The 25,737-nt window shown below is 57.1% G+C and carries 27 protein-coding genes and 1 pseudogene; 8 read left to right on the top strand and 20 right to left on the bottom strand.

Going from position 1 to position 25,737, the window contains the following annotated elements; translation table 11 throughout:
* The first annotated feature begins 127 nt into the window (after positions 1–127).
* Complete coding sequence (locus G9465_RS18770; RefSeq protein ID WP_166972807.1) at positions 128–1,366, top strand: RNA-guided endonuclease TnpB family protein; 1,239 nt, start codon at positions 128–130, stop codon at positions 1,364–1,366.
* A gap of 262 nt (positions 1,367–1,628) precedes the next feature.
* Here G9465_RS18770 and G9465_RS18765 read toward each other — a convergent pair whose 3' ends face one another.
* The 7 genes from G9465_RS18765 to G9465_RS18735 all read right to left on the bottom strand — a co-directional run bounded on the left by G9465_RS18765 (position 1,629) and on the right by G9465_RS18735 (position 10,356).
* Positions 1,629–3,608 (bottom strand): VirB4 family type IV secretion system protein, encoded by a 1,980-nt coding sequence (locus G9465_RS18765; protein WP_227015643.1) that lies wholly within the window; start codon positions 3,606–3,608, stop codon positions 1,629–1,631.
* Positions 3,605–4,621, bottom strand: a complete 1,017-nt coding sequence (locus G9465_RS18760; protein WP_166972805.1) for a hypothetical protein — start codon at positions 4,619–4,621, stop codon at positions 3,605–3,607. The genes G9465_RS18765 and G9465_RS18760 overlap by 4 nt, the downstream gene beginning before the upstream one ends.
* A 37-nt stretch (positions 4,622–4,658) precedes the next feature.
* On the bottom strand, positions 4,659–5,945 hold the full coding sequence (locus tag G9465_RS18755) for a hypothetical protein (RefSeq protein WP_166972803.1): 1,287 nt from the start codon (positions 5,943–5,945) through the stop codon (positions 4,659–4,661).
* Positions 5,945–6,835, bottom strand: a complete 891-nt coding sequence (locus G9465_RS18750) for a hypothetical protein (RefSeq protein ID WP_166972801.1) — start codon at positions 6,833–6,835, stop codon at positions 5,945–5,947. Before G9465_RS18750 ends, G9465_RS18755 begins: the two co-directional genes overlap by 1 nt.
* The gene (locus G9465_RS18745; RefSeq protein ID WP_166972799.1) at positions 6,832–8,511 is read right to left on the bottom strand and encodes a hypothetical protein; all 1,680 of its coding nucleotides are present in this window, start codon (positions 8,509–8,511) and stop codon (positions 6,832–6,834) included. The genes G9465_RS18750 and G9465_RS18745 overlap by 4 nt, the downstream gene beginning before the upstream one ends.
* Before the next feature lie 26 nt (positions 8,512–8,537).
* Positions 8,538–8,783 (bottom strand): hypothetical protein, encoded by a 246-nt coding sequence (locus tag G9465_RS25705; protein WP_227015641.1) that lies wholly within the window; start codon positions 8,781–8,783, stop codon positions 8,538–8,540.
* Positions 8,784–9,420: 637 nt separating this feature from the next.
* A complete protein-coding gene (locus tag G9465_RS18735; RefSeq protein WP_166972794.1) occupies positions 9,421–10,356 on the bottom strand; it encodes a transcription initiation factor IIB family protein in 936 nt (311 codons plus the stop codon).
* A gap of 198 nt (positions 10,357–10,554) precedes the next feature.
* Here G9465_RS18735 and G9465_RS18730 point away from each other — a divergent pair, with 198 nt between their 5' ends.
* The gene (locus tag G9465_RS18730) at positions 10,555–11,946 is read left to right on the top strand and encodes an ATP-binding protein (RefSeq protein ID WP_166972792.1); all 1,392 of its coding nucleotides are present in this window, start codon (positions 10,555–10,557) and stop codon (positions 11,944–11,946) included.
* 65 nt (positions 11,947–12,011) lie between these two features.
* Here G9465_RS18730 and G9465_RS18725 read toward each other — a convergent pair whose 3' ends face one another.
* The 6 genes from G9465_RS18725 to G9465_RS18700 all read right to left on the bottom strand — a co-directional run bounded on the left by G9465_RS18725 (position 12,012) and on the right by G9465_RS18700 (position 15,629).
* Positions 12,012–12,377: a hypothetical protein gene (locus G9465_RS18725; protein ID WP_166972790.1), complete on the bottom strand. Its 366-nt coding sequence runs from the start codon at positions 12,375–12,377 to the stop codon at positions 12,012–12,014.
* A 95-nt stretch (positions 12,378–12,472) separates the two neighbouring features.
* The gene (locus G9465_RS18720; protein ID WP_166972788.1) at positions 12,473–12,949 is read right to left on the bottom strand and encodes an SWIM zinc finger family protein; all 477 of its coding nucleotides are present in this window, start codon (positions 12,947–12,949) and stop codon (positions 12,473–12,475) included.
* 315 nt (positions 12,950–13,264) lie between these two features.
* Positions 13,265–13,897 (bottom strand): DUF6735 family protein, encoded by a 633-nt coding sequence (locus tag G9465_RS18715; RefSeq protein WP_166973116.1) that lies wholly within the window; start codon positions 13,895–13,897, stop codon positions 13,265–13,267.
* Between the two features lie 72 nt (positions 13,898–13,969).
* Positions 13,970–14,344, bottom strand: a complete 375-nt coding sequence (locus tag G9465_RS18710; protein ID WP_166972786.1) for a type II toxin-antitoxin system VapC family toxin — start codon at positions 14,342–14,344, stop codon at positions 13,970–13,972.
* Positions 14,341–14,580, bottom strand: a complete 240-nt coding sequence (locus G9465_RS18705; RefSeq protein WP_166972784.1) for an antitoxin VapB family protein — start codon at positions 14,578–14,580, stop codon at positions 14,341–14,343. The genes G9465_RS18710 and G9465_RS18705 overlap by 4 nt, the downstream gene beginning before the upstream one ends.
* A 197-nt stretch (positions 14,581–14,777) precedes the next feature.
* Positions 14,778–15,629: a DNA-binding protein gene (locus G9465_RS18700; RefSeq protein WP_227015636.1), complete on the bottom strand. Its 852-nt coding sequence runs from the start codon at positions 15,627–15,629 to the stop codon at positions 14,778–14,780.
* A gap of 498 nt (positions 15,630–16,127) precedes the next feature.
* Here G9465_RS18700 and G9465_RS18695 point away from each other — a divergent pair.
* Positions 16,128–17,220, top strand: a pseudogene (locus G9465_RS18695) (IS630 family transposase).
* Between the two features lie 288 nt (positions 17,221–17,508).
* Here G9465_RS18695 and G9465_RS18690 read toward each other — a convergent pair.
* Entirely contained in the window at positions 17,509–17,961 is a 453-nt protein-coding gene (locus G9465_RS18690) for a hypothetical protein (RefSeq protein ID WP_394353983.1), read from the bottom strand.
* Positions 17,962–17,988: 27 nt separating this feature from the next.
* Entirely contained in the window at positions 17,989–18,576 is a 588-nt protein-coding gene (locus tag G9465_RS18685; RefSeq protein WP_166972782.1) for a winged helix-turn-helix domain-containing protein, read from the bottom strand.
* 374 nt (positions 18,577–18,950) lie between these two features.
* Here G9465_RS18685 and G9465_RS18680 point away from each other — a divergent pair, with 374 nt between their 5' ends.
* A complete protein-coding gene (locus tag G9465_RS18680; protein ID WP_227015633.1) occupies positions 18,951–19,394 on the top strand; it encodes an ArsR family transcriptional regulator in 444 nt (147 codons plus the stop codon).
* A 243-nt stretch (positions 19,395–19,637) separates the two neighbouring features.
* Positions 19,638–20,909 (top strand): RNA-guided endonuclease TnpB family protein, encoded by a 1,272-nt coding sequence (locus G9465_RS18675; RefSeq protein WP_166972778.1) that lies wholly within the window; start codon positions 19,638–19,640, stop codon positions 20,907–20,909.
* A 346-nt stretch (positions 20,910–21,255) separates the two neighbouring features.
* Here the strand turns inward: G9465_RS18675 and G9465_RS18670 are convergent, their stop codons facing one another.
* Positions 21,256–22,071, bottom strand: a complete 816-nt coding sequence (locus G9465_RS18670) for an IS5 family transposase (RefSeq protein WP_166966501.1) — start codon at positions 22,069–22,071, stop codon at positions 21,256–21,258.
* 221 nt (positions 22,072–22,292) lie between these two features.
* Between G9465_RS18670 and G9465_RS18665 the strand changes: the two genes are divergently transcribed.
* The 3 genes from G9465_RS18665 to G9465_RS18655 all read left to right on the top strand — a co-directional run bounded on the left by G9465_RS18665 (position 22,293) and on the right by G9465_RS18655 (position 24,337).
* Positions 22,293–22,976, top strand: a complete 684-nt coding sequence (locus tag G9465_RS18665; protein ID WP_227015631.1) for a nucleotidyltransferase domain-containing protein — start codon at positions 22,293–22,295, stop codon at positions 22,974–22,976.
* A 2-nt stretch (positions 22,977–22,978) separates the two neighbouring features.
* The gene (locus G9465_RS18660; RefSeq protein ID WP_166972774.1) at positions 22,979–23,473 is read left to right on the top strand and encodes a hypothetical protein; all 495 of its coding nucleotides are present in this window, start codon (positions 22,979–22,981) and stop codon (positions 23,471–23,473) included.
* A gap of 183 nt (positions 23,474–23,656) precedes the next feature.
* Positions 23,657–24,337, top strand: a complete 681-nt coding sequence (locus G9465_RS18655) for a nucleotidyltransferase domain-containing protein (RefSeq protein ID WP_166972772.1) — start codon at positions 23,657–23,659, stop codon at positions 24,335–24,337.
* Here G9465_RS18655 and G9465_RS18650 read toward each other — a convergent pair.
* From G9465_RS18650 to G9465_RS18635, 4 genes are all read right to left on the bottom strand, one after another.
* Positions 24,245–24,670 (bottom strand): PIN domain-containing protein, encoded by a 426-nt coding sequence (locus G9465_RS18650; protein WP_166972770.1) that lies wholly within the window; start codon positions 24,668–24,670, stop codon positions 24,245–24,247. The two genes, G9465_RS18655 and G9465_RS18650, sit on opposite strands and share 93 nt — an antisense overlap.
* On the bottom strand, positions 24,671–24,922 hold the full coding sequence (locus tag G9465_RS18645) for an AbrB/MazE/SpoVT family DNA-binding domain-containing protein (protein WP_166972768.1): 252 nt from the start codon (positions 24,920–24,922) through the stop codon (positions 24,671–24,673).
* 117 nt (positions 24,923–25,039) lie between these two features.
* Complete coding sequence (locus G9465_RS18640; protein ID WP_166972766.1) at positions 25,040–25,435, bottom strand: PIN domain-containing protein; 396 nt, start codon at positions 25,433–25,435, stop codon at positions 25,040–25,042.
* Positions 25,432–25,677 carry an antitoxin VapB family protein gene (locus G9465_RS18635; RefSeq protein ID WP_166972764.1) on the bottom strand — a complete coding sequence of 82 codons (246 nt, stop codon included), beginning with the start codon at positions 25,675–25,677 and terminating at the stop codon, positions 25,432–25,434. Before G9465_RS18635 ends, G9465_RS18640 begins: the two co-directional genes overlap by 4 nt.
* Between the last annotated feature and the right edge of the window lie 60 nt (positions 25,678–25,737).

The raw sequence follows: 25,737 nt of genomic DNA, 5'->3' as shown, positions 1-25,737 counted from the left end.
TCGGCAACTACTGTTTAGGCGCGGGAGGAAGCCGACAGCCCGTTACACAATCCACGTGTGTCGGCAGGCCGACTCCCCACGTCAATCCAAACTAATATAAATATAGGCTACTACATATGAAATTCAGATGGTGGAAGATTCAAGCACTCGAACCGTCCCCATCAAACTTGATATGGGCGAGAGTGCCGCTGAACTTCTCCACCAGACAACCGACCACTTCCTCGACGCCGCCAACTACGTCGTAGACGTAGCGTGGGAACCAGACTGGAAAATCACCAGCAAACAAAAACTCCATGACCTCACCTACTACGACGTTCGGGATGACTCACCGCTTCCGGCGAACCTCGTGCAAGCCGCACGTAACCGCGCCGCCGAAGCCGTCAAAGGCTGTGTCGAGCGGTGGAAGCAAGGCAAGAAAGCCTCAAAGCCACACTTCACGTCACGGTTCGCCAGCTACGACGCTCGAACCGTCACCGTCAACGACGATCACGCCACACTCGCTACCATTGACGGGCGAGTGACCGCAGAGTTCGTTCTACCGGACGAACAGCGAGACACGCCCCACTCGGCGTATCTGTTCAACGACGACTACGACGTGAACGGAGCGACACTCCACTACGACACAGTTGAGGACTGCTTCTACCTCCATGTGCGGACAAAACCCGCCGTGGAGAACGATGATGCCGAACAAGGTGATGCCAAGCACGTCTCCGTCCTTGGTGTTGACCTCGGCATCACAAACATCGCAACCACCTCAACCGGACGATTTTGGAGTGGTGGAGAACTCAACCACTGGCATCGAGAATACGAAAAGCGTCGTGGGTCGCTTCAACAGACCGGGACTCGGTGGGCACACGAGAACGTCCAGCGAGTCGGTCGTAAGCAGACCGGGCGCTTCGAGCAATTGCTACACACTATCTCGAACGAACTGGTTGAGGAAGCTCTTGAGAACGACTGTACGCATATCGTGTTCGAGCAACTCAAAGGCATCCGCGAACGTCTCCCCCACGCGAAGGCAGTTCACAAGTGGGCGTTCCATCGCCTGTACGAATATGTCACGTACAAGGCTAAGTCTGAGGGGCTTGTGGTGAAGCAGATTAATCCGGCGTACACGAGTCAGCGTTGCTCGAAGTGTGGGTTCACCCACGAGGATAATCGTCGCCACAACAACGGACAGGACGAGTTCGCGTGTCTGAAGTGCGGATACGATGTTCACGCGGACTACAACGCGGCGAAGAATATCGGTCTGAAGTATCTCCGCGACCAGCAAAAGTCTGGGCGTGGAGGCGCACCCGTAGGCGTGCGCTTGAACAGTGGGATGATGAACGTGAACGGCGAGTATTCGCCTACCTCTCTGTCGGGTTAGAACGGGAGTCCATGCTGAATGCCACGCCCTGAAGGGCGTGGTAGCTTACTTCTTCACTCGGTGCGGGGTGTGTCTGTGCGAAGTATTCTCTGTTTGATACTACCGAACCTATCGGCTGCTGACATTCGGAAAAGCACATGAACTGTACTCTCTCCCCGGTTTCAGTCAACTACCGTCTCGTAGCTGCTACAGACGATTACGGTGAAGAGTGAGGTACATTTCGTGTGCTTTCACTCGGTGCGAGGTGTGTCTGGCAGAACACTCACACAGACTTCCCTCCGATAGCGTCGGCCTCGAACCCACTTGCCCGGACCCGTAACGGGAACCAGCCTTTTTCGTCGACGCCCAGTAACGCCTCCGAATACCCGTCTTCATCGTTCCCGGCCTTCGCCGTCCGGACCCAGTTCACTTCTCGCTCACTCAGGTCAAACCACTCGGCCAGCTTCTCAGCCTCTTCGTTCACTCGGTGGATTAGCGTCATCGAACAGAGACTGGCAATCGTTCGAGCCTCGGGTGTCAGCGCGAACTCGCCGCCGGTCTGTGTGATGAAGTGCAGCGAGAGGTCATAGTGTCGAGAGTGTCGAACGGCTGTCTCGAGAAAGTCCAGCGACTCGGCGTCGGCCATCAGGTAGTGGGCTTCGTCGATGGCGAAGATGACGCGCTTCTCGGTCTGTTTCGCACGCTCATACACTGCGTTAAACAGCACCTGCATCATGAGGCTAGTCTCGCTGCGACCCCGTGCGCCTTCCTCTTGATGCAAGTCGAGATAGATTACGTTCGAGTCGAGGTCGAACTCCGTCGGCCGTGCAAGATTCGCTAGATCACCTTTCTCGCGGAAGGATGGCCGCAAGTCCTTCAGGAGCGATTGGGCGTCGTCTTGCACGCTCGCTTGTTCGCCAGCGGTCGCGTAGCCAAAGCTCGCCGGGTTCGCAAGTAACGCTTCAAGAATCTCGATGACGTCACGCACCGTCGGCGACGAGTTCGAGTGTGTACTCGGATCGCGAGTGATGCCCTGGCGTTCGTAGGCTTCCTGCACGGCCCGACGGAGCGTCTGCTTCCGATCTGCAAGGGGATTGTTCGCGACGTGAGCGAAGAACGTCTCGAAGAAGGACATCACCCACGAGATCTGCTCGGCCCACGGATCGAGATCCGGAACTGACGCAAGCACCTCTTCGGGTGTCGCCTTCAATTCCAGCGGGTTGAACCCACGCGTGCCGCCGACGGTCACACGCTCGCCCCCAAGGGCGTCATTCACACCAGCGAAGCCACGAAGCGGGTCGAGCATGATAATCACCGTCTCGGGGTCGTACATCCCCCGTCGAACCAACTGGAGTTTCGTCGAGAAGGATTTCCCTGCACCAAGCTTACCGATAACCATCGTACAGTACCCGGTCTCGCGAGCGAAGCGGTCCAGGATCAGTGGACTCTCGTTCAGCGCGTAGGTGCCGTACTCGATACCCGGTTCGGCGAATGCCCCGGAGACGAAGGGGAACATCGCGCCGACGGCGCCGGCAAGCATCGGCGTTCGCGTTGACAGCGAGTGCTCCAATCTGTTGTCGCCAACCGGACTCGTCGAGATGAGCGTCTGGAGTTGCTGCCAGCGCGGCGTTACCGGTGTGAGATTGGCCGGTGGTTGTCTGGCGGTCTTCCGGACAGCACTCTCGGAGAGTTGTTCAGCATCCTCAGCCCGACTGGTGAGATACGTCGCGACGTCGAACGCCTGCATCGAACTGTTCCGAAGGGTATCGTAGAGGTCCCGGTAGTCCTCGAGATCTTTCCGGAGACCACGGGCACTGGCCCGTCGTTTCTCCTGTAAGTATTCGACGTCGGCTTCCAGTCCCTCGATGTGGTTCTCCAGCGAATCGAGCGTCCGTTCGGTATCTCGTGGGTCGACGTGAATCGAGATGTCCGTCTTGCGCGTCTCTGGGGAGGCATACAGCCGTTCGAGAAAGCCATCCATTGGCGTCTCTGGGTACTCGGCAATCCAGCGCGACCGTGACCATGTCTCGCTGACACGGACGCTATTTGGCGTCGTCTCGATGCCCGATGGCGTAACGAGTCCAGAGTGGATATCAGAGAGGTCGGGAAGCGTCTGTTCTGGAACACTGTAGGAGACGTCGATATCGTCGGTCGACCGATTTGTCGAGGATTTCTCGTCTGGTACAGACTCGGACTGGATCTCGTCGTCTCCATCACTTTCTGAAGTGACTGCACCGAACGACGCCAACAACCGTCCAATCATCGACTTACCCCGCTGATGACGGGCCGTCTTCGAGCGAGCTGTTCGAGTGTCTTGGTCGCATACTCCTCTTGTGTCCAGAAGTTTCCGACGACGCCGAGCGATTCGTGGGCATTGAGTCGACTCGCATCACACCCCTCAATCTCACGAATTCCATTCTCGACGCGACGCAGTCGGCTATCGAGTTCGTCGAACATCGCTTGTCGTTCGTCGGCGACGCGCGGGGCAAACCACGAGGTGACGAACAGTCCCAGTACTGGTAGCGTGGCCAACTGCTGCAGGAGGCTCTCACTGTCGAATTGGACTTCCATTGGCGTCACCGGAACGACGACGTAGTGATCTCGAATCGTCATCTGGCGTGATTCGACTTCGTTTTCGTACCACTCGGTGTACGCCTCAATGAGTGCCGCCAATCGGGGGTTCGCTTTCACGTCCGGATCGTCTAAGCGGTCGTCGTAGTGGGCGAGATACTCTGTAACGGGAAACTCCTGCGTCGTCGAGTACAGCTGAATGGGGAACTCCACGGTCGTGTTGAGGAAGTCCGAGAAGGCATCCGCTTGTTCCGCCCATTCCTCGCTCGTTGCCAGCGCCATGTTCGCAGGGTCGACCTGCACCAGACCGACGAACGCGCCGTCGGTCCGTTCGATGGCGTCGTGCTCGGGATGGATACGTTCGAGCTGTGTGTGCTCTTTCGCCGCCTCAAGGTCGTACTCATCCGGTGTCTTGAGTGAGCCGAGATACGTTGCGATCCAGTCGATGCTCGTCGTATAGGATGGCGTGAGGTAGACGAACACCGCGCCGACGAGAATCGCGATACCGGCCAGTGGGAGTGTCAGCGTCTGGATGGCGTATCCACCAACAGTGAGAGACTCGGGCAGGACGACCTGCAAGAGCAAGATGACTACGACGCCGGGAAACAGCCCGACAGCAGCATCTGAAAGCGTGTACGTACCAAAGAGCGTTGCCTCAGTCCCGAGGAATTTCGGGATTCGTTTTGCGGGGTCTCGATGTGACATATGGTTTGTGAGTATCGTCGATAGTGTGTGGTCAGTTTCAGTTGATGTACCACGGCCGCTCGTCGTCCGATCGGTCCGTTTCGTTCGCTGTCTCAGAATCTCGTGAGCGGTTGGAGTCCGTCGAATCCGATGATGAACCAGCATCACGGTCACGCATCGCCGAGAAGTCTGTTGCCCGACTGTCGTCTTCCTCACGCTGGTTCCGAGAGTCTCCGCCTCCCTCCGAACTCTGCTGAGACGCCGTCGAATCACTGCTGTCGGCTCTGACTCGATCTCGAAGGGAGACTGTCGTCTCTCTCACTCGCTGGCCGCCTGCGTGCGCACGAGAGTCCCCAGAACCGAGTACAGTCTGGCCGTCGCGTCTAATTGCGGGTTCGCCACGGACGCCACGAGTGAAGTTCTGTGTGCCTTGGACCGCTGTTTGTGCACCCTCCGCCGTCGTCGCAAATCGCTGCCGTGCTCGCTGGGCGGATGCGTGATGACTCGCCCGCTCACCGAAGACGAAGATCGCGCCGGCCTGCCAGAACATTAGCAGTGGTGCGATGACGGCGACAAAGGGGATGATCAACGCGACGAACCACAGTGCGATGCCATCGACCGTGAACTGGAAGCTACTGCCCAGTAGCTGTCCCAGTCTGAAGAGGAGCGCAACGGGTATGGTCATGAACAGGAACGGCGCGTAGAACCCCGCTAATCGAGACATGAATCGCGAGACGAGCGAGAACGGGCCGACGCCGGGTATCCAGAAGACGATGAGTATCGGCATCAACAGCACAAAGAGATAGAGCATCACCTGCCGCGTGAAGTAGATGAGGCCGATGAGGACGAACAGGATGAGATCAACTGTATAGGTCACTAAGAGTCCAAGCAGTCCCATTGCTCCGAACGAGAGCGACTCGAAGAGCGAAACGTCTGAGAGGTCCGGAACGAGAAAAGCCGCGAAGCCGTCTACTAATTGCAGAGAGAGTGCAGCAATCCACCACCATGCAAGGATGCCTAGAAGACCGGAGAACGCGCGTTTCTTGAGCTTCGTCCTGTGGTAACTGGAGAACAGATGGCTGGTCGATTCGAGGAAGATGACGAGTCCGATGGATATCCCGTAGAGAAAGAGCACTATGGGCATCAGCTCTTCCCAGTAGTACTCGTAAATCTGTGGCCAGGCGTTGTTTGTAGGAGGGCCAAAGACACGGTTTGGCGCAGGAGTCTTGACAATCTCACCAATAATCGCCTCTGCACCTTTCTCAAAGCCTTCAGCTACTGAATCAAGAAGTGATTCTAACCACGTTGAGAGTGACGATGTAATAACATCGCCAAGAGCCTGCATTACTCATCACCAATCCTGAAAAGTTGCAACTCAACATTCGTACAAACGTAGCTATCAGAGGAACTGGATAAGATAGTCTCCCCACCGGTCTTGACTCGAATCCGATTGTCATCGAGATATTTAATCGGAGTTTTCACAGAAATTCCCATAGTAAACTGTGGTTGGGAACATTGCTCTTCAGAGCTGTTAATGAATCTCAGTGGAAAATTCTGAGCCACAAATTCCCGCGTTTCGCTAGGAGGTATGATGGCTTCAGTCGGTTCGTCGAGACCACTGAGATACGGGAAATCACTCTCAGTAAAATTTCCTGTCGCTGTGTAGTGAGATGCTCCCTCATACTTGACATCTGAGATCCACGTTGGTGCAGTCCCACTGTTCTGAAGTTTGACGGCGATTTGCCCGGCTCCACGGGGCACTTCGCCGCTACGCTGTCGGACTCCTAAGATGGACACATCTGGTACCAATTCTAATTTCTCTGTGTACGGATCCTCTCCTCTCGGTTCGAAGACGAACCGGAACATCCCGGGCGAGTAATGATTGTCCTCGCCGACGCCGTCGACGTCCAACAACCGAATCCGCGCCTTCCCGGTCGTCGGTTCCGTCTCAGTCTTCGCCCAGACCGTCTCCGTTGGGCCGACGACGTGGAGTTCCGTCCCACGGAATTTCTCGGTCGCAGTAAGAACGAGGTGCTCCCCCTCGAACGAGATGTCTTCGATAGCTTCCCTTTCGGCCGTGGGTGTCGCTTCTCCGGTCTCACTGCCTGCTGAGAGACAGCCAGCGAGCCCAAGTACACTACCAATAGTGGCGGTACGAAGGAACTGTCGCCGTGAGGGATTCACTGTAGTCGATTGCGAATTCGGAGTCGTTATCTCTGTGATTTCGTTTGTCATAGCGCTCTCCATGGTGGCCAGATACGCCAGCCAGTGATGCGGTCGATGAGCAAGACGGCGAGTAAGAACAGCGAGACTGGAACGGAGAAGATGAACAGCGTCGAGAGCAGGTCCAGAGTGGGGCTGTGAACGTAGATGCTGTCACTGTCGCCGGTATAGCCCGGGATGTTCAGCCACCACTGACCGGGGACATAGCGTGCACTCACCCCAGCGCTATCGGCAGGGATAGTGTAGATGACAACGCCCGTTGCGTTGGTGTCGACGCGTTCCCCGGCGACGAGGAGATACCCATCGCGGTCCCGCGTATCGATTGGTTCGCCAGTTTCGTTATCGCGAAGTATCACACGGATACGGACTGTCTCGTTCGAGCGATTCTGGACCGAGAGGGTGACGTTACTCTCACGAATCGGGACCTCGGCGAAGGTGTCGAGTGGACGCGTCGTTTCGACACCACGGACGAGTCCGCGTGCTGTGACAACGCCAGCCTCCTCGCCTTGGCCTACTTCTGACTCTTCCCACTGCGTTGCCAGTCCATAGCTCGCAGTGTACGGTTCGTCGACGACGTCGAGTGAGACGTTCCGAGGGAGCGTCGGTGGTGTGAACTCCTCGCCGAAGGTATCGAGAATCGTCACCTCGGGCTGCGGAGCAGCCGTCGGCCCGACGTCGATGGGGAACGCATGTACCTCCAGTGGGTGAACTGGCGAGTGGACACGCTCTGTTTCGTCACTGGTCCGCCGTTCGAGTATGTCCCAGTCCGGATTTCGAGCGCTGTAAAACCGCCAGATGCCGTTCACTCGACCGTCCACATCGCTACGCTCGTATCCGCCCCAAGGGTCGCTCTTGTAGACGACGAGTCCGAGGTCGCCGTCAGGGTATCGGCCGACGTAGCCCGATACTTCCAGGTTGTAGGGTCGGACGTCGATCGAATCCGTGACTGTGATGGATTCACTCCGATAGTTCGTCTGTCCATCCCACGCGTTACAGGAACCCTGTGTGGCGTTGTACTCCTGACACGTTCGACGGGTGGTTCGAATTGTCGTCTCGATAGTCGCTTCGAGTGTGAGCGTCGTCGGTTCCTTGCTGGCCGCTAACTCACTGTAGGTGAGTCGCGGTCTTTGCGTCTGATTCTGGCGAGCGACGACGTCGCCGTTGACAAGTAATCGCGTCTCGCTCACGCGAGTCTGTGTGACAGCGTGCGAGACGGTGCGATTTTCCGAGCGACTCCCGCTTGGTGTTCGGACTCTGAAGTCGACGACGCCGAGGACTTCTCCTGATGGAGCGACGTAGTGCGTTCGCTCACTCGCAGAGGTGTGGACGATCGTCGACGGTTGGACACTCACCAGCGTTGCATGCGCATCTCGGATATACCGTCCATCTTCGAGGACAGCGTGCCTTGGTGCTGCCGACGTCTCGGCGTCGGTCCGTGGGAACTCACCGTGTGCGCCACGGTTCCACTGTTCGACAGCTTGAGGTGGTTCGTTGAGTGGGATGTCCGTTCCCGAGGCGAGCGTCTGGAGGGCGTTACTCGAATCGTTCTTCCCCGTGAGTACGGTTTCGTCTGTATCGTTCGACCAAAGCGGGGTGAACGCTGTGTCGTTCACGCCATGGTCGGAGGACTCCGGAGGGTGTGCACTCGCGATGGCTGGGACGACGACGAGCGAGGCCAACAGTGTCACTACCAGTGACACCCGATTCTGTCGGCTCAGAACCCGCAACTCGTGCCACCTGCGACGACGTTGTTCAGGATGAACTGCAGGATCGTCGTCGCGAGCGGTGCGACGATGACGCCCCAGATGACGCCCTGATTGCGGATCTCTTTGAGTTCTTTCTTCAGATCAGTACGGGGGACCGTCGGGATGGCGACGGTCGCACCCAGTGCGAGGACGCCCCCGATGAGTGGCCCACCGAACTGGATGACCGTAAAGAGGTTCCTGACTGTCAGCGCCATATCTGATTGACAAAAAGCCGTCCCCACTGTCTGAGCTGCAGCGGGGTCGACGGCGAGGAGTGAGAGCAATCCCACTGTGAGGCCGAAGCGGCCGACAATCCGTCTCCAGGGAGCGATGCGACTGGTCATCTCGTCTGTCGGCACAGTGGCCGACGTCGATGGTCGTGACATTGCGGTCGGTGACGCAACGAACCGGACCTTCTGCTAAGACCGCGGCAGGAAGCGATGGAACGAGTACGTCTGATACTCCCACTTCTGTACCGGGTAATAAGTTTTGTGTACAGTTTTGAAAAGTAACCAGAATATGGCTATTTACAGATAAGATACGATCAATTTACGTACCAGTTTTGTACCGACCTACCAAGAAATCGGCGTAATTCGACGCTCTCTCGAAAACCGAATGTAGTCTCGTGTCTGTGCGGCGCAAGACCCGAAGCTCACCGACATACAGTCGTCCTGGCTACGATATCTCGTAGGTGACGACCCGGGTGGGTCCACAGTATGGACAATGACTCTGTTTCGACTGTAGCGTCGTTCCACAGTACCGGCACTCACACACGATAGTCGTGTTCGACCGTCTGAAGAACCACGTCCACCTCGGACTCATACTCCTCCCCAACCGTCCTCACATTGCCAGTTACGAACGAGGCTCATAGCGCTCCTGTAGGTCGTACATTCGCTCTCGAATCGTCACTGGTGAGACGTCTGCGGCGTCGGCCAGTTCTGCTTGGGTCTGATCCGCACCGAATTCCTGTCCCGCCAGATAGATGGCCGCAGCGGCGACACCCGAGGGCCGCCGACCATTCGAAACGCCTTCTCTTTCGGCCACCTCGATGAGTTCACGTGCTCGGCTACGGACGACGTCTCCGACGTTGAGTTCGGAGACGAGTCGAGGGAGAAGATGACACGGCGTCTGGACGGCCGTCGCCAGTTCGAGTTCGGCGTTGAGGACACGGTAGCTGTTCAAGACTGAATCCTCGTCACACCGAGCAACCGCTGCGATCTCGCTCACCGACCGGGGAAGTCCCCAGCACCGACAGGCCGCGAACACGCTCCCTGCCGCGAATCCTTCGAGTGATCGTCCCCTGAGGAGATCGTCATTCTGGGCCTGTCTGAACAACACACTGGCAAATTCGCGGATGTCGTGTTTCAGATCCAGCGCTCCAACGATTCTGGCGATCTCTCCACAGGCGAACGCGAGATTTTGCTCGGCTTTCGACCGGAATCTGGCTCGGTTGTGTTCACGACGCAGTCGACGGATTTGTCGTCGTTTCTGGTTCGAAAGTGGCCGTCCGTTGGCGTCTCCGCCCCGTCCGATTTCGCTCGACAGTCCACTGTCGTGTCTGGCCGGCGTCAGCGGTGCGCCCGTCCGTCGGGTATCCGGGCCGTCGTCGAACCAGCGCGGTCGATTGCCGTAAGCCAGTCCGTGGCCGTCGACGACGAGACCACAGTCCGTACACGCTCGCTCGCCGCCATCTGTCTCGATGTTGCCCGAACACTCCGGGCAGTCGCCGCGCACGTCAGTATCGGGATCTTCGTCGAAGCCATCTGCGTAGGGTTTGGAACTACTCATTCGTTTTTACAGGGCTCGTGTTTGACGGCCCCGCACCCGTCAGGGGGCAACAAAAACGGGCTGTCGTCGTCGTGTGGATCTCCTCCGTCTGTCGGAATCAACGATAGAGCGAAATAACCGGATTAGTAAAATCGAGATTAGTAAAACCGAGATTTAGATAATCGCTACCATTATCATGATGCCACGTCAAGAAACACCATGTCGCATCCTCGCTTCATCAACCGCCAAGACGAACTTGACGTGTTGCGGTCGCGGTTCAAGAGTGCGAGTGCTGAGTTGCTCGTCATCTACGGGCGACGGCGGCTCGGGAAGAGCGCACTCGTTCGTGAGGCAATCAAAGGGCAGGAGGATGCAGTGTACTGGCAGGCGACAGAAGAAACGCCAGAGGCACAACTTGCCAATTTCGTCGATACTGCTAGCGAGGCGTTTCCACTACTGGAAGACATCCAGCGTGACTGGGAAGCACTGTTGCGGGCGCTTGGTCGAGAGGATGCTATCGTCGTTCTCGACGAGTTTCCATATCTCGTTGAGTCCGACGACGCACTCCCCTCGAAGGTACAGCGTGTCTGGGACATGCACCTTGAGGACACAGAGATGACGCTCGTACTCGTCGGCTCCTCGATTAGCATCATGGAGGAGAAGGTCCTCAGCGGTGGGAGTCCGTTGTATGGTCGCCGAACCGCGAGTATTGACTTACCTCCGCTTTCGTTGGACGATGCACGGGAGTTCTATCCCACCGGGGATTCAGATGAGGCGATTCAGTTCTGGGGTGTCTTCGGTGGGACGCCGTACTATCTTCAGGCACTGGCACCGGATGCGACGCTTGCAGAAAATATCCAGTCACTCACTCTCTCCGAGCATGGTGTCCTCCGCAACGAACCGGAGTTCCTGCTGCGTACGGAGTTCGGGATTCGCGAGCCACAGACCTATTACACGATTTTGAGAGCGATCGCCACTGGGAAGCGCGCAGCCAACGAGATTGCGGATTTCGCGGGAGTGGACTCCAACGCGCTCGGGTCTTACCTCTCGAAACTTCGTCGACTCAGACTCGTTGAGCGTGACATCCCGGTGACGGCGAACCCGAACGCCACTCGCAAGAGCCGATACCGGCTAAAAGAGTCCCTGTTTCGCTTCTGGTTCCGCTATGTCTACGGACAGGAGGGTAAAATCACACAGCTCGGTGACGACGCATACGCGGAGCTTGTCAACCCGTCGTTAACAGACTACATGGGCCCGATGTTCGAGCTAGTCTGTCAGAACGCCCTTTCCTCGTTGGTTCCGAAGACATACCGTGGGATTGGGTACTGGTGGCATCAACATCACGAACTGGACGTCGTCGGCCTCGCAAGCGATGGTACGCTCGTCGCCGGCGAATGCAAGTACACTACCCGACAGATGCATGAGGGCGATCTCGCCGATCTCGAACGCAGTGCGTCGCACGTAGATTGGACTCCGCCTGGTGGAGGTGACCCCACCAATCATTACTGCTGTTTCTGCCGCTCCGGCTTCTCGGATGGACTACAGCAGGTCGCCGACGAACGGGCCGACGTCTCGCTGTTCACGCCCGACGATATCGTTTCGGGGCTGTGACAGTCGCGATTCCTGTTCATGATAAGTTACCTTGTTGAACGAAAGACGAATTGTGATAGGGTCGGTTACTCGTTATCCTCTTCACTCGGGTGTGGGCGATCCGGTGCAGCGGCATCCCATTCCTCCGGATTGATTCCGCCATCTTCGTCGTTGAGACGGGTAGTAAGCGTGTGAAGGTCGTATGCCTCGGCCACACGCTGTAAATCGTCCGTAATTGCCCAGTACTCTCCCTTGTGCCGAACCAGACTTCGATTCTTCAACCGTGAAAGGGTGGTTCCCACTGCATTCGGTGTTTCGTCTATCGCGGCTGCGATTTCCGAGCGCGTGAAGGCCTGATCGGAGTGGCTGTACAGATATGTGACGACCTGTTCCGGAACACTGGGGCCCTGAGGTAGATCTCCTGATTCGAAGTCATCGATACTCATTGGCATATGCTGCAATTGTTGTGCTACTGTATTGAATGTACTGCCGTACTTTTGTGATTGTGATAATTCACCGGTAACTGTCCTACTCTACAGACCCATCTCTACTCGAAATCCTCTCGCCCGTCACGGAAACAGGGCCAGCACGGCACGGAATCCGGCAATCCATCACACTCACAGTCGTCGTCTCCTTTCTCTTCCTCACCTTGCGAGTCGCTCACAGCTCGTTTACTGTTCAGTCTCTCTCCATGCGTCGACCGTCGTATGGAGTCACCGCCGTCGGCTCGGAGTTGGACGTCGGTGACGAGGTCGACGATCGGTCGCCGAATCGCGACGCCGACGCGATGCTTACAGGCTCCTTCGAAATGTTCGTCGGCCGGACAGGTACACGAAACCGGTACGCCGTCTTCGATATGGACGAGATACTCGTGATTCTCCGGGTCGGCGTAACTCCCGTTTCGAACGCGGATCCGGTCCCCAAGCAGATCGAACTTGAAGGCTTCGTACTGGGCGCGCTTTGCAACTCGGCTGGTGAACTCCAACTGTGAGAGTGGGTTCGGCGTCGGCTTTGCTTTTGACATTGTCTGTTTCAGGACACGAGTGAGTGTGCCCCGCGCCCCTCGCGGGGCACGACAAAATTATCGACGACGTCGACGCACCCGAGAGATGTATCCCCACTCTTCGATGTCCGCTGCAGCCTCGATGAGAAGCGTTTGGAGAACGAGTTCGGGAACGCCCACCGCAGCGTGGCAAGCGAGCCAGTGGTCCAGTGCGTGACGAGCGGTATCGATGAGCTCGCAATCTCCCGACGATGTCGTCTGCTGGATCGACACCCACAATTCCTGCCTGAAACACCTATCGCTGTGTGACTGGCACTCGTCCTGTGAGACCACGCGTCACCGCTCCACTGGCGTCCGAACCAGTATCTCGTCACGAGTGCCGGCCCAGGCGTCGAGTTTCTTGCACATGTACTCCACCGCTTCCGCCGGCGAGAACACTCCGTGGTCGACCATCTCACCGACAACGGCTTTCAGCGCTCGGAACTCTCCCTGCGCGAAGCCATCGCCCACTGGCTCGCCGTCGTACCACCGGACCGTCCTGAGTGCGCCGTTCCCGACAGTCGGTGCGCTCTCGATCGTTCGAGAGTCGTACTGGAGCCCGAACCAGTGGGTTCGATACGCCGTTATCTCGAAGCCGGCGTCGACGACGTAGAACGCCTCGTGATGCAGATAATCGAGGTATTCGGTGATGATCGTCTCGATCGTCGTCCCGACGATGAGTGGATGCTGGTCGACCTGTGACTGTGGAGCGGTCGTCTCCCCAAGCACTCTGTTCACTGTTTCGTCCGTAGTGGCCTCTGTGAGTGCGTCAAAGAGGCAACGAGCAGCTTCGTTGTCTCGATCACCACCGAAGGGTCTCTCGGGCGTGATGTCCCGCTTCAGACGGAGATTGCATGCACCCCAGTGAGAGTAGTGGCAGTTGTATAGGCTATCCGGGCGTTCGTACGCGATGAGTGCTCTGTGTCCCATGTCGGTCATGCGGGATGTGTGCCCCGCACCCGTCAGGGGCACAAAATATACGCGAGACGAGGAGATGGACTATCAGTATGGACTCACACGGACTGCCGTCCGAGTGAATTCGCTTGCGTTCCGCGTTACAATTGGCTCGTCACGAGCAACGGCAATGCCGGCAATCATCGCATCAACTGCGCCGATTCGAATTCCGTCTTCGAGCAGATTGCGCTGGATATCGACAGCACGCCGTGCGGCCTCAGCATCATACGGAACGAGTGGCATCTCGGTCATGATCTCCTCAAATTGCTGGCCTGTCGCCGTGTCTGGGTTGACACCAACACCAACTTCGGTATACACAAGTGTCGGAACTGCAAGGAGTTCGTCATGAATCTCATCGAGTTTTGCTACTGCAGCGTCGTCCCCATCCAACAAATCGATTATAAAACAGGCGTCGAGAATCACGGTTCACACTCGCTCTCATCCAGTATGCGGCTGTCGACGTCCTCACGGAACTGTGCCGAATCATTGCGAATCTTTGCTATTTCTTCGTCGTCCATCAATCCAACCAACCCGTAGAGAGGGTGATCCCCGGTTCGAAGGAGACGGTCGACGACATCGCTGAAACTCTCGTCGTCACCTTTCGCTCGTCGCAAGCGCTCGTACGTCTCTTCTTTGAGACTGATTGTTTTACTCGGCATTTGTGTATCTGTGTATTCGACATCTGTGCATATAGTGGTACTGGTGAACTCGACACTATTGAGTACGATCGTTGTCAGATGGCGCGCGATGAATCGGCGCAGAAGCGCCGAGAACGCGCGAGGGGCGTCCGAGCGAAGCGAGGACGACGGCTGGGGAGGCAACGGGCGTCAACAAAAAGAAAGCCGCCACGCTCGGTCTACAACCGCTCGCCGCGCTCGCGTTCAGGGAACTCGACTCTGCTCCAGCCGGTCAGTGCCACCGAGACGCGCCCTTCGTACCAGCTCTTTGCGACCCCACGGAACCGCACCCACTCGCCCTCTCGAACCAACTTCATGTCCGACTTCGTCCAGGCCGTGAACTTCGTCGTCCCCGTCTCGTCTTCGATGAGGCCCACCTGAGAGATGGCTGGCGTCGTCGGCTCCCAGAGTACCGTGACCCGCCCCTCGATACACACCTCGCTTCGATTCGCCGCTGCCAGTTTCCCGATCGGGACGACCGTCCCCGGTGCGAGCCACTCTTCTTCGGTCACCGAGACCGACGCATCCACGATATCCGCACCGTCTGCCATCTTCTGGGCCACGCGCTTCGAGAGTGCCGCCGTCGTCGTTCCCGTCCGGACCCGTTCGTGTATCCGCCGTGCCTGCCGATTCACGCTCGCCAACTCCGCCCGAGAGAGTTCTCTCCGGGGATCCACTCGCTTGGAGTCCGCCCACTTGTCCACGCTCGCCGCTCGCTCTTCGAATCGCCGACGTCGCGCTTCGTTCTCCCGTTCGACCACGGCCCTCGTCCGTGCCTCTCGGTCTGAGTCAGCTCTGCAGTCCCATCGGTTTCGCGTTCGCGAAATCTCCCACTCGCGTGCCTTCAACCGCTCCTCCCCCTCGAGCGTCAGTCCCCGTCCAGCCGCCTCGTAGTGATTCGTATCAACCGTCCCCTGTATCTCCTGTTCGACCGACCGCCGCAGCTCCGGCGTCTCGTCGACGACGGCTTCCTGTTCAACGCGCTGTTCCTCGTGCCAACCTTCATATCGGATCGAATTCTCTATACTCATTGCTGTAGTCCGAAGGCGCCTACTCAGCGTCTTCCAACTTCCACGACTCTCCAGCCGTGGCTCTCATCACACCTCGACGACATCGACATCCTCGCGCGCTGTCCGCGCCTTCACGCGCCCGACAGGGCGCGGGCAGCGCGCGCTTTCGACAGCAACAACCAGAACCGCGCGACCGGCCAGCCCGCCCGAGCGACCAGTTTCAAGTCGGTTTCCGGTCTAAGGCACGAAGACCGAAACCGCACTTGATGCTGGCGTCCCAAACGGGCGAGCGAGGAACGAGCAGCGAACGTCGTTCGCTGTGAGTGATGCGGGCGTCGGCCGGGCGAGCGGGGCGGGCCACGCATAGACTCATCCAACCGCTTCCTGGTGGATTGAAAGGGCGAGGGCCGCTCGACGAACCCCGACGACGTCCTCGCAAGAGCGCGGTGCTCTTGCGGGATGCTGAAAATCGCGGTAATGAGTACGAAAACTTTTGTGAGTTAAGACTGACTGCCGTTCATGGAGCGCTCACGTCGCAAGGAGATCAAGCGTCACCTGTCTGAGGAGGAGATCGACGAATTGCTGCGTGAGGCTGAAGACGATCACCGACTTCGGCGTCTTGGGTTCCTGAAAAACCTCTATCAAGGTGATTCGATTCCGGAGGCCGCCGACCGGGAAGGCAGGTCGGCGGCCACCGGTGATCGCTGGGCAGAAGCCTGGAATGAAGGTGGGCTCGAAGAACTCATGCCGAGTTTCGGGGCGGTCGGCCCCGAAACTCGATGAAGACGAACAAGAAGAGCTGATCGAGATGCTTCGTGACGGTCAGCCTTGGAAATCACAGGAGATTCAGCATCTTCTCAAGGAAGAATTCGACGTCGAGTATAGCCGGAATTATCTCGGCACCTTCCTTCGAAATCTTGGTCTTTCGTACGCGAAACCACGGCCAAAGCGGCCTCATCAGCCAGAGAACCCAGATGAAATCCTCGAAGAGCGCGTCGACGACGCGCTCGACGAGGACGATCAGCCATACAACAAACGCGAGGGTGACGATGACGATGGATGGGTTGTTGACGATGATGTTTGCACCGACGGTGGAACCGTCTTGGGCTTCTTCGATGCATCGAAGCCACAGCCATACGATAATTCACGCCGGGTCTGGTACGTTGATGATCCTCATATCGAACGACCACTAGTCAAGACGGACGATTCAGCTGTCGGGTTCTATGCGCTTAACGGTGAGAGTCTCGTTATGTTCAAAGAAACTGAGGAGAAAGAACGGATTTGCGAAGTCTTAGAGAAGGTCCGCGAGCAGAATCCGCGACGCCGGATTCTGCTCGTCTTGGACAAGCACGGATCCCACATCTGTAAACACACGCGCAAGCGTGCGCATCAACTTGGGATCGACCTGGTCTTTCTCCCCACAAGCTCACCGCATCTTAATCCAATTGAGAAGGTTTGGGATTACCTCAAGTGGACGATGTGCCCAATCATCGTGGAAAATGAAAACGAGTTCAAAGATCTCGTTCAGGAGACGTTCGAACAAATAACCGAACGCGTTAGCTTCGCAAAGAAGTGGTGCCAGAAATTCCTTGACTTTCAAAAGTTATCTTAGTCATTACAGCGATTTTCAGAGCACAAGCACTGCAGCGAACGAAGTGAGCGAAGCGCGCAGCGAGTCGAGGGAGTCGAACGGCCCGAGGGCTTTCGAGGTCACTGTAACACTCTCAGTATCTCCTTCGCTGTCGTCGACAGAACTGTACGCAACACAACGCTCGACTGGTCGCCCTGAGACACACCCCCGATTCGAGTGAAGCGACGGCGTGCTCGCCTATACTGGGACGCAGACTCGAAATTTCCACTCCAGCAATCGCCTCTCTCTCCCCTCACCATTCGCTTCGACTTACGGCGGATCGGATGCCGTATTCAGCACTTCGAGATCGTCCATCTCGTAGGCACGACGCCAGAGCTTCAACACGGCACGGGCGACGAGACTTGGGTCGTCGACGGTGATACAGGATGCAACGGCTGTTTCGGAGTGTGCCTCAGGTGGCTCGTGAAAGTGCTTTGCTGGTGAGTGCGTGTTTGGATGGCGATCGAATCGCCAGTTTACCTCCTCGGTATCGACGTAGTGGAATCGGTACGCACCAGACCGAAACCACGTCACGTCGAGTCGACACTGGTCCGCTGTGCCGATCCCGTCCTCGAACTGAATAGTGAGTTCTTGTGGGTGGAGAACGCTATCGAAACTGGTGGCTTCGACGAGTGGTTCCGCTTCGAGAAAGAGCGTCCGTATCCTCCGCATGATCGTCACATCGGGCGGGCCGACGGCACCGGCTAATTCCGTCGCAGGAATGCCTTCTCGATCTGTTTCGTCCATGCCTCAGGCCGAGAGACCGTCTATATCTTCGGCGAATGCACCCTTCGACCGATCGCTGGAACCAGCCTCATCAGAACTCCCACGGTCGGGATCGAAGTCATACAGAGAGAGCGCCGCCTGTGCGAGGTCGAGATTCTCCTCGATCGCTTGCCACTGTGAGATGATCTCCCAGCCGTCGTCAGCAGGCTCCAGTTCAAGCGCGAGGTCATCTGGGTTGGTCACGTCATACTCGTCTTGATACGCCTGTATCTGGGACTTGAGCGACTGGATACCCGTTATCAACTCATCCCGTGTGAGCTCGGTATGCAGTTCCTTTATCCGTTCCATCGCGATGGATTCGCTGGAGCGCTTGAACCGAGTTCCCTGGCCGGTGTTTTCGGTTGCTGCAAAGCCGCTGTCTGCGAGTGTTCGGAGATGTTTGCGAGCGCTCGGTTCGCTTACGCGAGCACGCTCAGCAATCGTCCCGGCGTATTGGAACGACGTCGTCGAGAGCAGGACCTCTTTGACGCGTTCGAATGGAGACGTTTCGTCTTTCCACTCCTCGACAACCGCTTCGTTCACGTCGCCCGTCCACAGACGGTCGTTTTCCATTGTCGTGTCTGGATACGAGATGGGGACAAAAATAGTTTTGTGCGATATATCTATATTTTTCTTTGGGGCGGTGACGACGGATGAGCTCTTCGAACCACGTACAGCGAGTCGAGGGAGCCGATGGCTCTGGGGGCTTTCGAGGTCACTGCATCTCCCCAACGTCCCTCCGACACTCCTCTTCGCCGCCGTCGACAGCAAAGTGAATAACTTGACTTAGAGATACAATCATACATCTACGAAGCAGACGGACTAGCATGGCGCCGACTGATCGGGACGACGTCGACGTTCCCACCGACACGAATGGTGCGTCAGGTGACGTCGCCTGGAAGGAACACACGAGTGCGTTCGATCGTGTTCGGTCTGTCGCGCTCTCATTGGCAGAACCACGCTCTGCGGGATGGATTGCAAAGGAAGCACTCGTTGCCGAGAACACCGCTCGTCGGCATGTAGACCGCCTTGCAGAGCTCTACGTCCTCTCCACGGATACGACGGGCAGTGCCGTCACGTACTATCCGGATCCGGTGTACGTCCGCACCCGTGACCTCCGCGAACTCGTCACCGAACACGACCGTGACGAACTCACCAAACTAGCTGCAGATCTCAAAGCCGACGTCGAGTCGTGGCAAGACGAATACGACGTGCGCTCACCGGACGAACTCCGCAGTACCGCGGCTGGCGAAGAGACATCTGCTGAGGAGGCCAGGGTGCGACGACGCCTTGTGAGTGACTGGGAACTCACGAAGTACCGTCTCTCCCTTCTCGAAGACGGCTTGTCGCGGTACGATGAGTACAGCGATAGGCGGACGACAACAGCATGATGACGGCGTCGGGACTCTTTCCCGTCCACAAGACGGACGTCGCCCGTTCTAGAAACCGGATTATTCGGCCATTGCCGGGGATAGACTAGCCTTTTCACAGGCGGTGCGTGGCGGATGCCACGGGGCTTGACCCCGTGGAGGAAGCCGACGCTTCGATGAAATTTAGCACGCTCGATGGCAAGGCCGACTCCCCACCCTACATTTAAACTCTCATTAGGCAGCAGATATAAATGTGAATTACGGATGGACGACGTGCCACGACGCACCGTGCTCATCAAACTCGACGTACCCAGAGAGCGTCGTGGCGACCTCCATCAAACCAAAACCCAATTCCTGCACTGCGCCAACCGAACGAGCGAGTGGGCGTGGTGCTACGACGACTACTGTGTCACCAGCAAGAGCAAAGCCGAAAACGCCCTGTACGACGAGTTGCGCGAGGAAACTGACCTCACCGCCAACCTCGTCCAGAAAGGCATCCGTCGCGCCACCGAAGCCGTCACGAGCGGCGTCGAGAAGCTGAAACAGGGCGAAAAGACCAGTCAGCCCGAGTTCGACTCGTGGAGCGTCGTGTACGACAAACGTTCTGCGTCGTTCAACGACGACCACGCCACGTTGTCCACGCCGAACGGCAGAGTCACCTGCGAATACGTCCTCCCACCCGAGGACAAACGCGAAGACACGCCGTTCGGCAGGTACTACGAGAACGACTACTGGGATGCGTCGAGTGCCACGCTTCAGTACGACGAGCAGGACGACACGTTCTACCTGCACGTCACGCTGAAGAACCCCGACTACGAGGTTGACGGAACGGAACGCCAAGAAGCTAGTCACGATGATGATGGTGCCGAGAACGGAGTGGTTCTCGGTGTTGACCTGAACGTGACTGGCGCGTTCGCCGTCACCTCCACGGGTGAGTTCATCGGTAGTGCGGACTACCTCACTCACAAGCGCGACCAGTACGAACAACGCCGCGCCAAACTGCAACAGACGGGTACACGGTCAGCTCACCTCACGATTCAGTCCATCGGCAACCGCTTCTCGGATTGGTCGCTGGACTGGCTCCACAATCGCACCAACGACGTCATCAAGGAAGCCCAGTCTGCTGACGCTGACGGCATCATTTTCGAGAGCCTCGACCACATCCGCGAGAACATCGCTAATGGGTCGAAGTTCCAGCAGTGGGCCTACGCGAAGTTCGTGGAACTCGTTGAGTACAAGGTCGAATCCACGCCATTGTTCGTGGACACGGTGAACCCGGCGTACACGAGTCAGCGGTGTTCTCATTGTGGGTTTACCCACGAGGACAACCACGACGACAAACAATTCGCGTGTCAGGGCTGTGGGTATGAGGTGAACGCGGATTACAACGCCGCGAAGAATATCGCCAACCGATACTGCGGATATATCCATCGCGGGCAGAAGTCTCGCGGTGGATGGGCCACCAGTCAACTGGCCCTCAAGTCAGGGACGTTGAACGTGAATGGCGATTACACGCCTGCCGAACTACTCGGTTAGAACGGGAGTCCACTGACAAGCCTCGGGGCTTGACCCCGAGGCGGTTGACATGAAACGGTGGTGTGTCTGTGGGCCGAGAGTAGCTGTTTTGACGCGGTCTTTCGCCTGAAGCGGCGGTGTGTCTGTAGCCAAAATGCCTTGTTGAACGCAAGACAGCGTCGGGATAGGGTCAATTTCCCCCAGTCTCACAGCGTCAGAGACGAGTTTTTGAATTCAGAAGATGCAGTAGCGGCCACTCACGGTGTCTGCTGAAGGGTCAAAACTATGGTATCTTGCTCCGTTGGTTCGGTGACGACGGCGATGCCTCTCCGGATACGTCCGGAGAAAGGGAGCAGGCGGCGAGCCCTTAACTCGCCGCCTGCGTCAGGTTATGGATGATGCACTTCCGTGTCAGCTCCCGGAACTGGCCGTGCCACGTCCGGGAGCGGAGCTTCTCGCCGTCGTCTTCCTTCAACTGCGAGAAGCCGGTTTCACTCATCCAGCGCTGGTTGTAGTCCTGGTTCATTCGGGCGTTGTGGGCCTTTTGCAACGGTGTTTGCTCTCTGTGCTTGATCAACGGTCGCGTTGAGTTGGAGCGACACTCCTCACGGAGGTCGCTCCACGAGTAGTTCGCGTCAGCAGACAGTACACGCAGGTCTTCCGCGTTCCGGCGGAAGACCTGCATCCCGATGTGGCCGTCCCACGCCTTCTGCGTCGTGTAGTGAACGTCCTTGATCGCTAGCGAGTTCACGTCGATCAAGATCGTTGTCTTCATCGACTGGAATGAGTAATTCGCGCGGTCGCGGTAGTGGTAGCTGGTTTGATCGCGCTGGAAGCCGCTCGCGTCAATCGCGGCTTCGCCACTCCAGCCCGCCTGCTCCGCGCTTCGGCGGAGCAGGCGGCGGAGTTCACGCATCCGGTACTCTTGTTCCCACCGGCACAGCGAGCTGTAGTGCGGTGCCTCGTTGAGGCCGAACACGGCGAGAATACCGGGCATCTCGTTGAGGTAGTCTTCAGTCTCACGGAGACTCTTCTCCAGTTCGACACGGTACAGAATCAACGCGATCTGTACCCACTCGGCGTACCCGTCCGCGCCATCCGGCGCGGCGGGTACGTCCGGATCGTCTACGTGTTGTTTGGCAAGGTCCCGACACATCCGTGCGAGCCGTCTGAGCGATGCCATATCGCCAGACGGCGTCCATTTCCCGGTTAGCTTGACGGAATCTTCCCGTAGGTGCGTCTGAGACTGCCGTTAATCAGCGGCAAAACAAGGCAAGCCAAAACCACCATTCCGATTTTGATGTTCACTTGAATCGATCGTGTGTCTTCCGATACTAATCCGCAGGGACCACTCCCGGACACGTTGCACAATCTTTTTGCATGTTATGCAAGAAATTGTATAATATGCAAACTCGTGCTCGAGTGTGTTTTGATATTCCGCTTCCCGAGGAACGCGTTTTCCGGTATCAAGCCATGCAGGACATTCTACATCATCTGACAAACAATCCGTTCGAGAGCTTCTCACAGGAAGAGCTTGCGAACATCACAGGGGCAGATGTCTCCTCTGTCTCACGTTCCATTGATTTACTCGATAAACTCGGTGTCCTTGCGATCGAAGAGGGAGTCCCTGCCCAAATCAGTGTGGATCAAGATCACCTCGAACGGCCTGAACCACTGTTTGCGGTCCCACAGACCGAGTTCCGGCAGCCAATCCAAGCCTTTCTCGATGAGTTTCGAGCGGACGTTGAGTCTGCATCCGAAGTGGCCGATATTGTTGGTATCGTTCTCTTCGGGAGCGTCGCTCGCGGCACTGCCGATCGCAGTAGTGACATTGACCTCTTTATCGTCGTTGAGGGGGACGGAACGTACGGCCGCCGAATCGCGACACAAACGGCACGGCAACTAGAAGAGCAATCGTTCGACGGTGATCGCTACCAGTTCGAAGTCCTTGTTGAGACGCCAGAAAGCGCACGGTCACATGGAGACAAACTGCAGGAAATTGTTGATGAAGGGATCATCCTAGCGCAGAACGAGCGCTTTCGCGATGTTCGGGACGCCATTTACCAGAGTGAATCGGGAGATGCGTAGATATGCCGCTTGATATCGACGATATCGAACCACAGCTATCTAATGCGGAAACAGCATTTCGACGCGGGGGCCAAGAAGTTGAGGATGGACTTGAGGTGTCTGATGCTGGACTCGTACAGCTTCGCAAGGCTTGTCGGTCTCTCGCTGGTGCCAATCAGATGTTGGATGATGGGTTCTATACGCTCGCTATCGAAGCTGCATTCACATCTATCGAGAAAACATTCATGTTTTGGTTAATCACTGAGGGCCACCAAGACCCAGCTAATCCACCTCAGTCACATACGACTGCAATCAACCGCAGTGCCACCGTTGGATTCATCAGTAAGGAAATCACGACCCGACTTGACGGCCTCTGGACTGAGAACCGGGCTCAAACGTACTATCAGAATGGGAAGGCAACACGAGAACGAGCTCAGGAAATGGTATATTTGGCCAGCAAAATGCACATGTTAGTCGTTGATTTGGTCAGCCTCCGCCACGAGTGTCGCTGTGACTGACACAGACAATCGACACCCAGTTGGCTGGTCCACGTGAACGGACCACTCGGGATACCGAGTATCTCGGACACCCGGCTCGACTGACCCATGCGACGCGCTGAGCAGCCACGCACTCCTCCGAAACGCGAATCCACTCCACTATGCTATTTATATGCCGTTGCACAAAATCAGACAGAGTCTGAAATGGCGAAACAAGATATAACGATCTGCATCGATGCGTATCCCGACGCGGACACCGATATCTTTCGTATCGGCGCCGCGGACGACATCCTCCGACTGCTCGCCGACGCCCACGACACGGAGTTTACGATTCCCGAACTCGTCGACGCCACGGGTGTTGCCCGCTCGACGGTGTGGCGGGCTGTCGACCTCCTCGACAGTATCGGTGCCATCCAAATTCGAGAGACGCCACAACGAAACTACATCGCGATCAACCCAGACCGTCTCCAGAAAGACGATCCGATTCTTGCCATTCCGCAGTCGGAGTTCCACGCGCCGATACGGGCATTCGTTGACCGCGTGCAAGCCACGCTCACTGACACCGACGACGTCGACGACCTACTCGGTATCGTTGTCTTTGGGAGCGTTGCTCGGGGCGAGGCTGACCGCCAGAGCGACATCGATTGTTTCGTCGTCGTCGATGGTGACCGGACGACAGCCCGCCGGCGAATTACCGACGTCGTAGCTGATCTCCAGTCCGATCGCTTCGACGGTGACCGATTCGCGTTCGAGGCGTATGTCGAATCTGCCGAGAGTGCACACAGAGCTGGGTCAAAACTTCGCGACATCTTCGCTGAGGGCATTACGGTGTCTGGCAGCGACCACCTCAACTCGCTCCGGAAGGAGGTCGTCGCCCATGAGTAGGGGTTGGTAGGCGACGATGCAGGCATCGACGAAGGAAAACTGCTCGTACCGCCGGAAGAGCGCTTTCCCCGTGACGAAGGCATCCCCCGTCAGTGAGTCGATGTGGAATCGAGCGTTTTCCTCGATTCGGTCTAAGAAGTCGGTCGCGGCATCGTGACCTGCGTGCGTTGTCAACCCGTTCAGCGTCTCTGCGAGGACGTAATCGAGAACCACCGCCTCAGGGAGGTCGGCCGTATCAATGCCCTGGAGAATTGGTAACGCGTCATCGTGCGCACCGTCAGGACGATACGCCGCTGCAAAGAGAACTGTCGTATCGACGAGTGCCCGGGGCATCTATTCGACGTCGACGCCCCAGGCATCGTGCACGTCTGTGACCTTCGTTTCTCGATCACCGTCGTACCCGTCGAACGCACTGAAGGTGCCGCGACGCTGCTGGACGACTTGGACGCGGAGGGTTACGTCGTCCTTGATGCGCCAGCGGAGTTTGTCGCCATCGTCGATATCGAGCTCGCGACGGATGCGAGCAGGAATGTTCGCCTGGTTTCCAGATACCTTACTTTCGGAGTCGACGCCCTCACTACTCATAGCTGGGAGTAAGAGACCGTACCTGATAGACGATAGTGTGTGCGCACACTATAGTGCCAGCCTGCTGAACTCACCCCTCTGTATTCGGCATACACATTCTGTCAATTGTAGTGGGTTTCAATAGGTCTCGACTGGCACACCAAGAGCCAGAAAGTCGTCGACGTTGTCTGTGAGAACAGCGTCATCGAGAACGTCTGCCATTGCAGCGATATAGGCATCGTTCGCTCCAACACCAGAATTACCACCAGCGTCATCGTCTGCCGCTGCAAGAAGCTCGCCAGCTGTGCGGGCGATCTCCTCGTCAACTTCGACTCGAGGATATGCAAGGAGACGGTTTCTGACTTCTTCCTCGGTGGTGTCGCTCCGAACCGTTGCCACACCGTAGTACACTTCGGCGACGACTGGTGTCGGTAACCACTGCATTTCGCCGCGGTTGACGAGGTCCGACCCCTTTGTGAACGCGTCTTGGTCGTTCGCCATCAAATCGAAGAGATACGAGGAGTCGATGATCATTCGCTATTCTCAGTGTCGAAGGCATTCCGGGCAGCTTCAAATCGACTACTGTCGCGGCTTCGAAGCTCCGTAACTGCCTCTTTCGCTTCTGTCGCTTCGTCTTCGGACAGGAGGCCAGCGACGTCGTCGGGATGTGGTCCTCTGGTCATGCGACGAAGCGTCTCTTCCATCGTCTCGCTCTCTTTTTTGTGTGCGGTCAGCCATTCGTGGTATTCCTCTGAAACGCGAATCGTCTTCACCATACAATATATCTAGATATATGAGTCTAAGAGCTTTTCCTTGCGAGTGACCCGGTTTATTTG

The sequence above is a fragment of the Haloarcula sp. JP-L23 genome (assembly GCF_011602445.1).
GTDB lineage: Archaea > Halobacteriota > Halobacteria > Halobacteriales > Haloarculaceae > Haloarcula > Haloarcula pellucida.
The sequence above is the reverse complement of the archived record's forward strand: the minus strand, read 5'-3'. Positions and strand labels throughout refer to the sequence as shown.

Bases quoted from the DNA above. Each gene is read 5' to 3' on its own strand.
- G9465_RS18645 (WP_166972768.1), bottom strand. From the start codon at position 24,922: ATGAGTAGTGAGGGCGTCGACTCCGAAAGTAAGGTATCTGGAAACCAG.
- G9465_RS18735 (WP_166972794.1), bottom strand. From the start codon at position 10,356: ATGAGTAGTTCCAAACCCTACGCAGATGGCTTCGACGAAGATCCCGAT.
- G9465_RS18665 (WP_227015631.1), top strand. From the start codon at position 22,293: ATGCAAACTCGTGCTCGAGTGTGTTTTGATATTCCGCTTCCCGAGGAA.
- G9465_RS18635 (WP_166972764.1), bottom strand. From the start codon at position 25,677: ATGGTGAAGACGATTCGCGTTTCAGAGGAATACCACGAATGGCTGACC.
- G9465_RS18755 (WP_166972803.1), bottom strand. From the start codon at position 5,945: ATGCAGGCTCTTGGCGATGTTATTACATCGTCACTCTCAACGTGGTTA.
- G9465_RS18685 (WP_166972782.1), bottom strand. From the start codon at position 18,576: ATGGAAAACGACCGTCTGTGGACGGGCGACGTGAACGAAGCGGTTGTC.
- G9465_RS18725 (WP_166972790.1), bottom strand. From the start codon at position 12,377: ATGCCAATGAGTATCGATGACTTCGAATCAGGAGATCTACCTCAGGGC.
- G9465_RS18705 (WP_166972784.1), bottom strand. From the start codon at position 14,580: ATGCCGAGTAAAACAATCAGTCTCAAAGAAGAGACGTACGAGCGCTTG.
- G9465_RS18770 (WP_166972807.1), top strand. From the start codon at position 128: ATGGTGGAAGATTCAAGCACTCGAACCGTCCCCATCAAACTTGATATG.
- G9465_RS18715 (WP_166973116.1), bottom strand. From the start codon at position 13,897: ATGGGACACAGAGCACTCATCGCGTACGAACGCCCGGATAGCCTATAC.
- G9465_RS18650 (WP_166972770.1), bottom strand. From the start codon at position 24,670: ATGCCCCGGGCACTCGTCGATACGACAGTTCTCTTTGCAGCGGCGTAT.
- G9465_RS18750 (WP_166972801.1), bottom strand. From the start codon at position 6,835: ATGACAAACGAAATCACAGAGATAACGACTCCGAATTCGCAATCGACT.
- G9465_RS18675 (WP_166972778.1), top strand. From the start codon at position 19,638: ATGGACGACGTGCCACGACGCACCGTGCTCATCAAACTCGACGTACCC.
- G9465_RS25705 (WP_227015641.1), bottom strand. From the start codon at position 8,783: ATGGCGCTGACAGTCAGGAACCTCTTTACGGTCATCCAGTTCGGTGGG.
- G9465_RS18720 (WP_166972788.1), bottom strand. From the start codon at position 12,949: ATGTCAAAAGCAAAGCCGACGCCGAACCCACTCTCACAGTTGGAGTTC.
- G9465_RS18660 (WP_166972774.1), top strand. From the start codon at position 22,979: ATGCCGCTTGATATCGACGATATCGAACCACAGCTATCTAATGCGGAA.
- G9465_RS18655 (WP_166972772.1), top strand. From the start codon at position 23,657: ATGGCGAAACAAGATATAACGATCTGCATCGATGCGTATCCCGACGCG.
- G9465_RS18640 (WP_166972766.1), bottom strand. From the start codon at position 25,435: ATGATCATCGACTCCTCGTATCTCTTCGATTTGATGGCGAACGACCAA.
- G9465_RS18760 (WP_166972805.1), bottom strand. From the start codon at position 4,621: ATGTCACATCGAGACCCCGCAAAACGAATCCCGAAATTCCTCGGGACT.
- G9465_RS18670 (WP_166966501.1), bottom strand. From the start codon at position 22,071: ATGGCATCGCTCAGACGGCTCGCACGGATGTGTCGGGACCTTGCCAAA.
- G9465_RS18765 (WP_227015643.1), bottom strand. From the start codon at position 3,608: ATGATTGGACGGTTGTTGGCGTCGTTCGGTGCAGTCACTTCAGAAAGT.
- G9465_RS18700 (WP_227015636.1), bottom strand. From the start codon at position 15,629: ATGAGTATAGAGAATTCGATCCGATATGAAGGTTGGCACGAGGAACAG.
- G9465_RS18730 (WP_166972792.1), top strand. From the start codon at position 10,555: ATGTCGCATCCTCGCTTCATCAACCGCCAAGACGAACTTGACGTGTTG.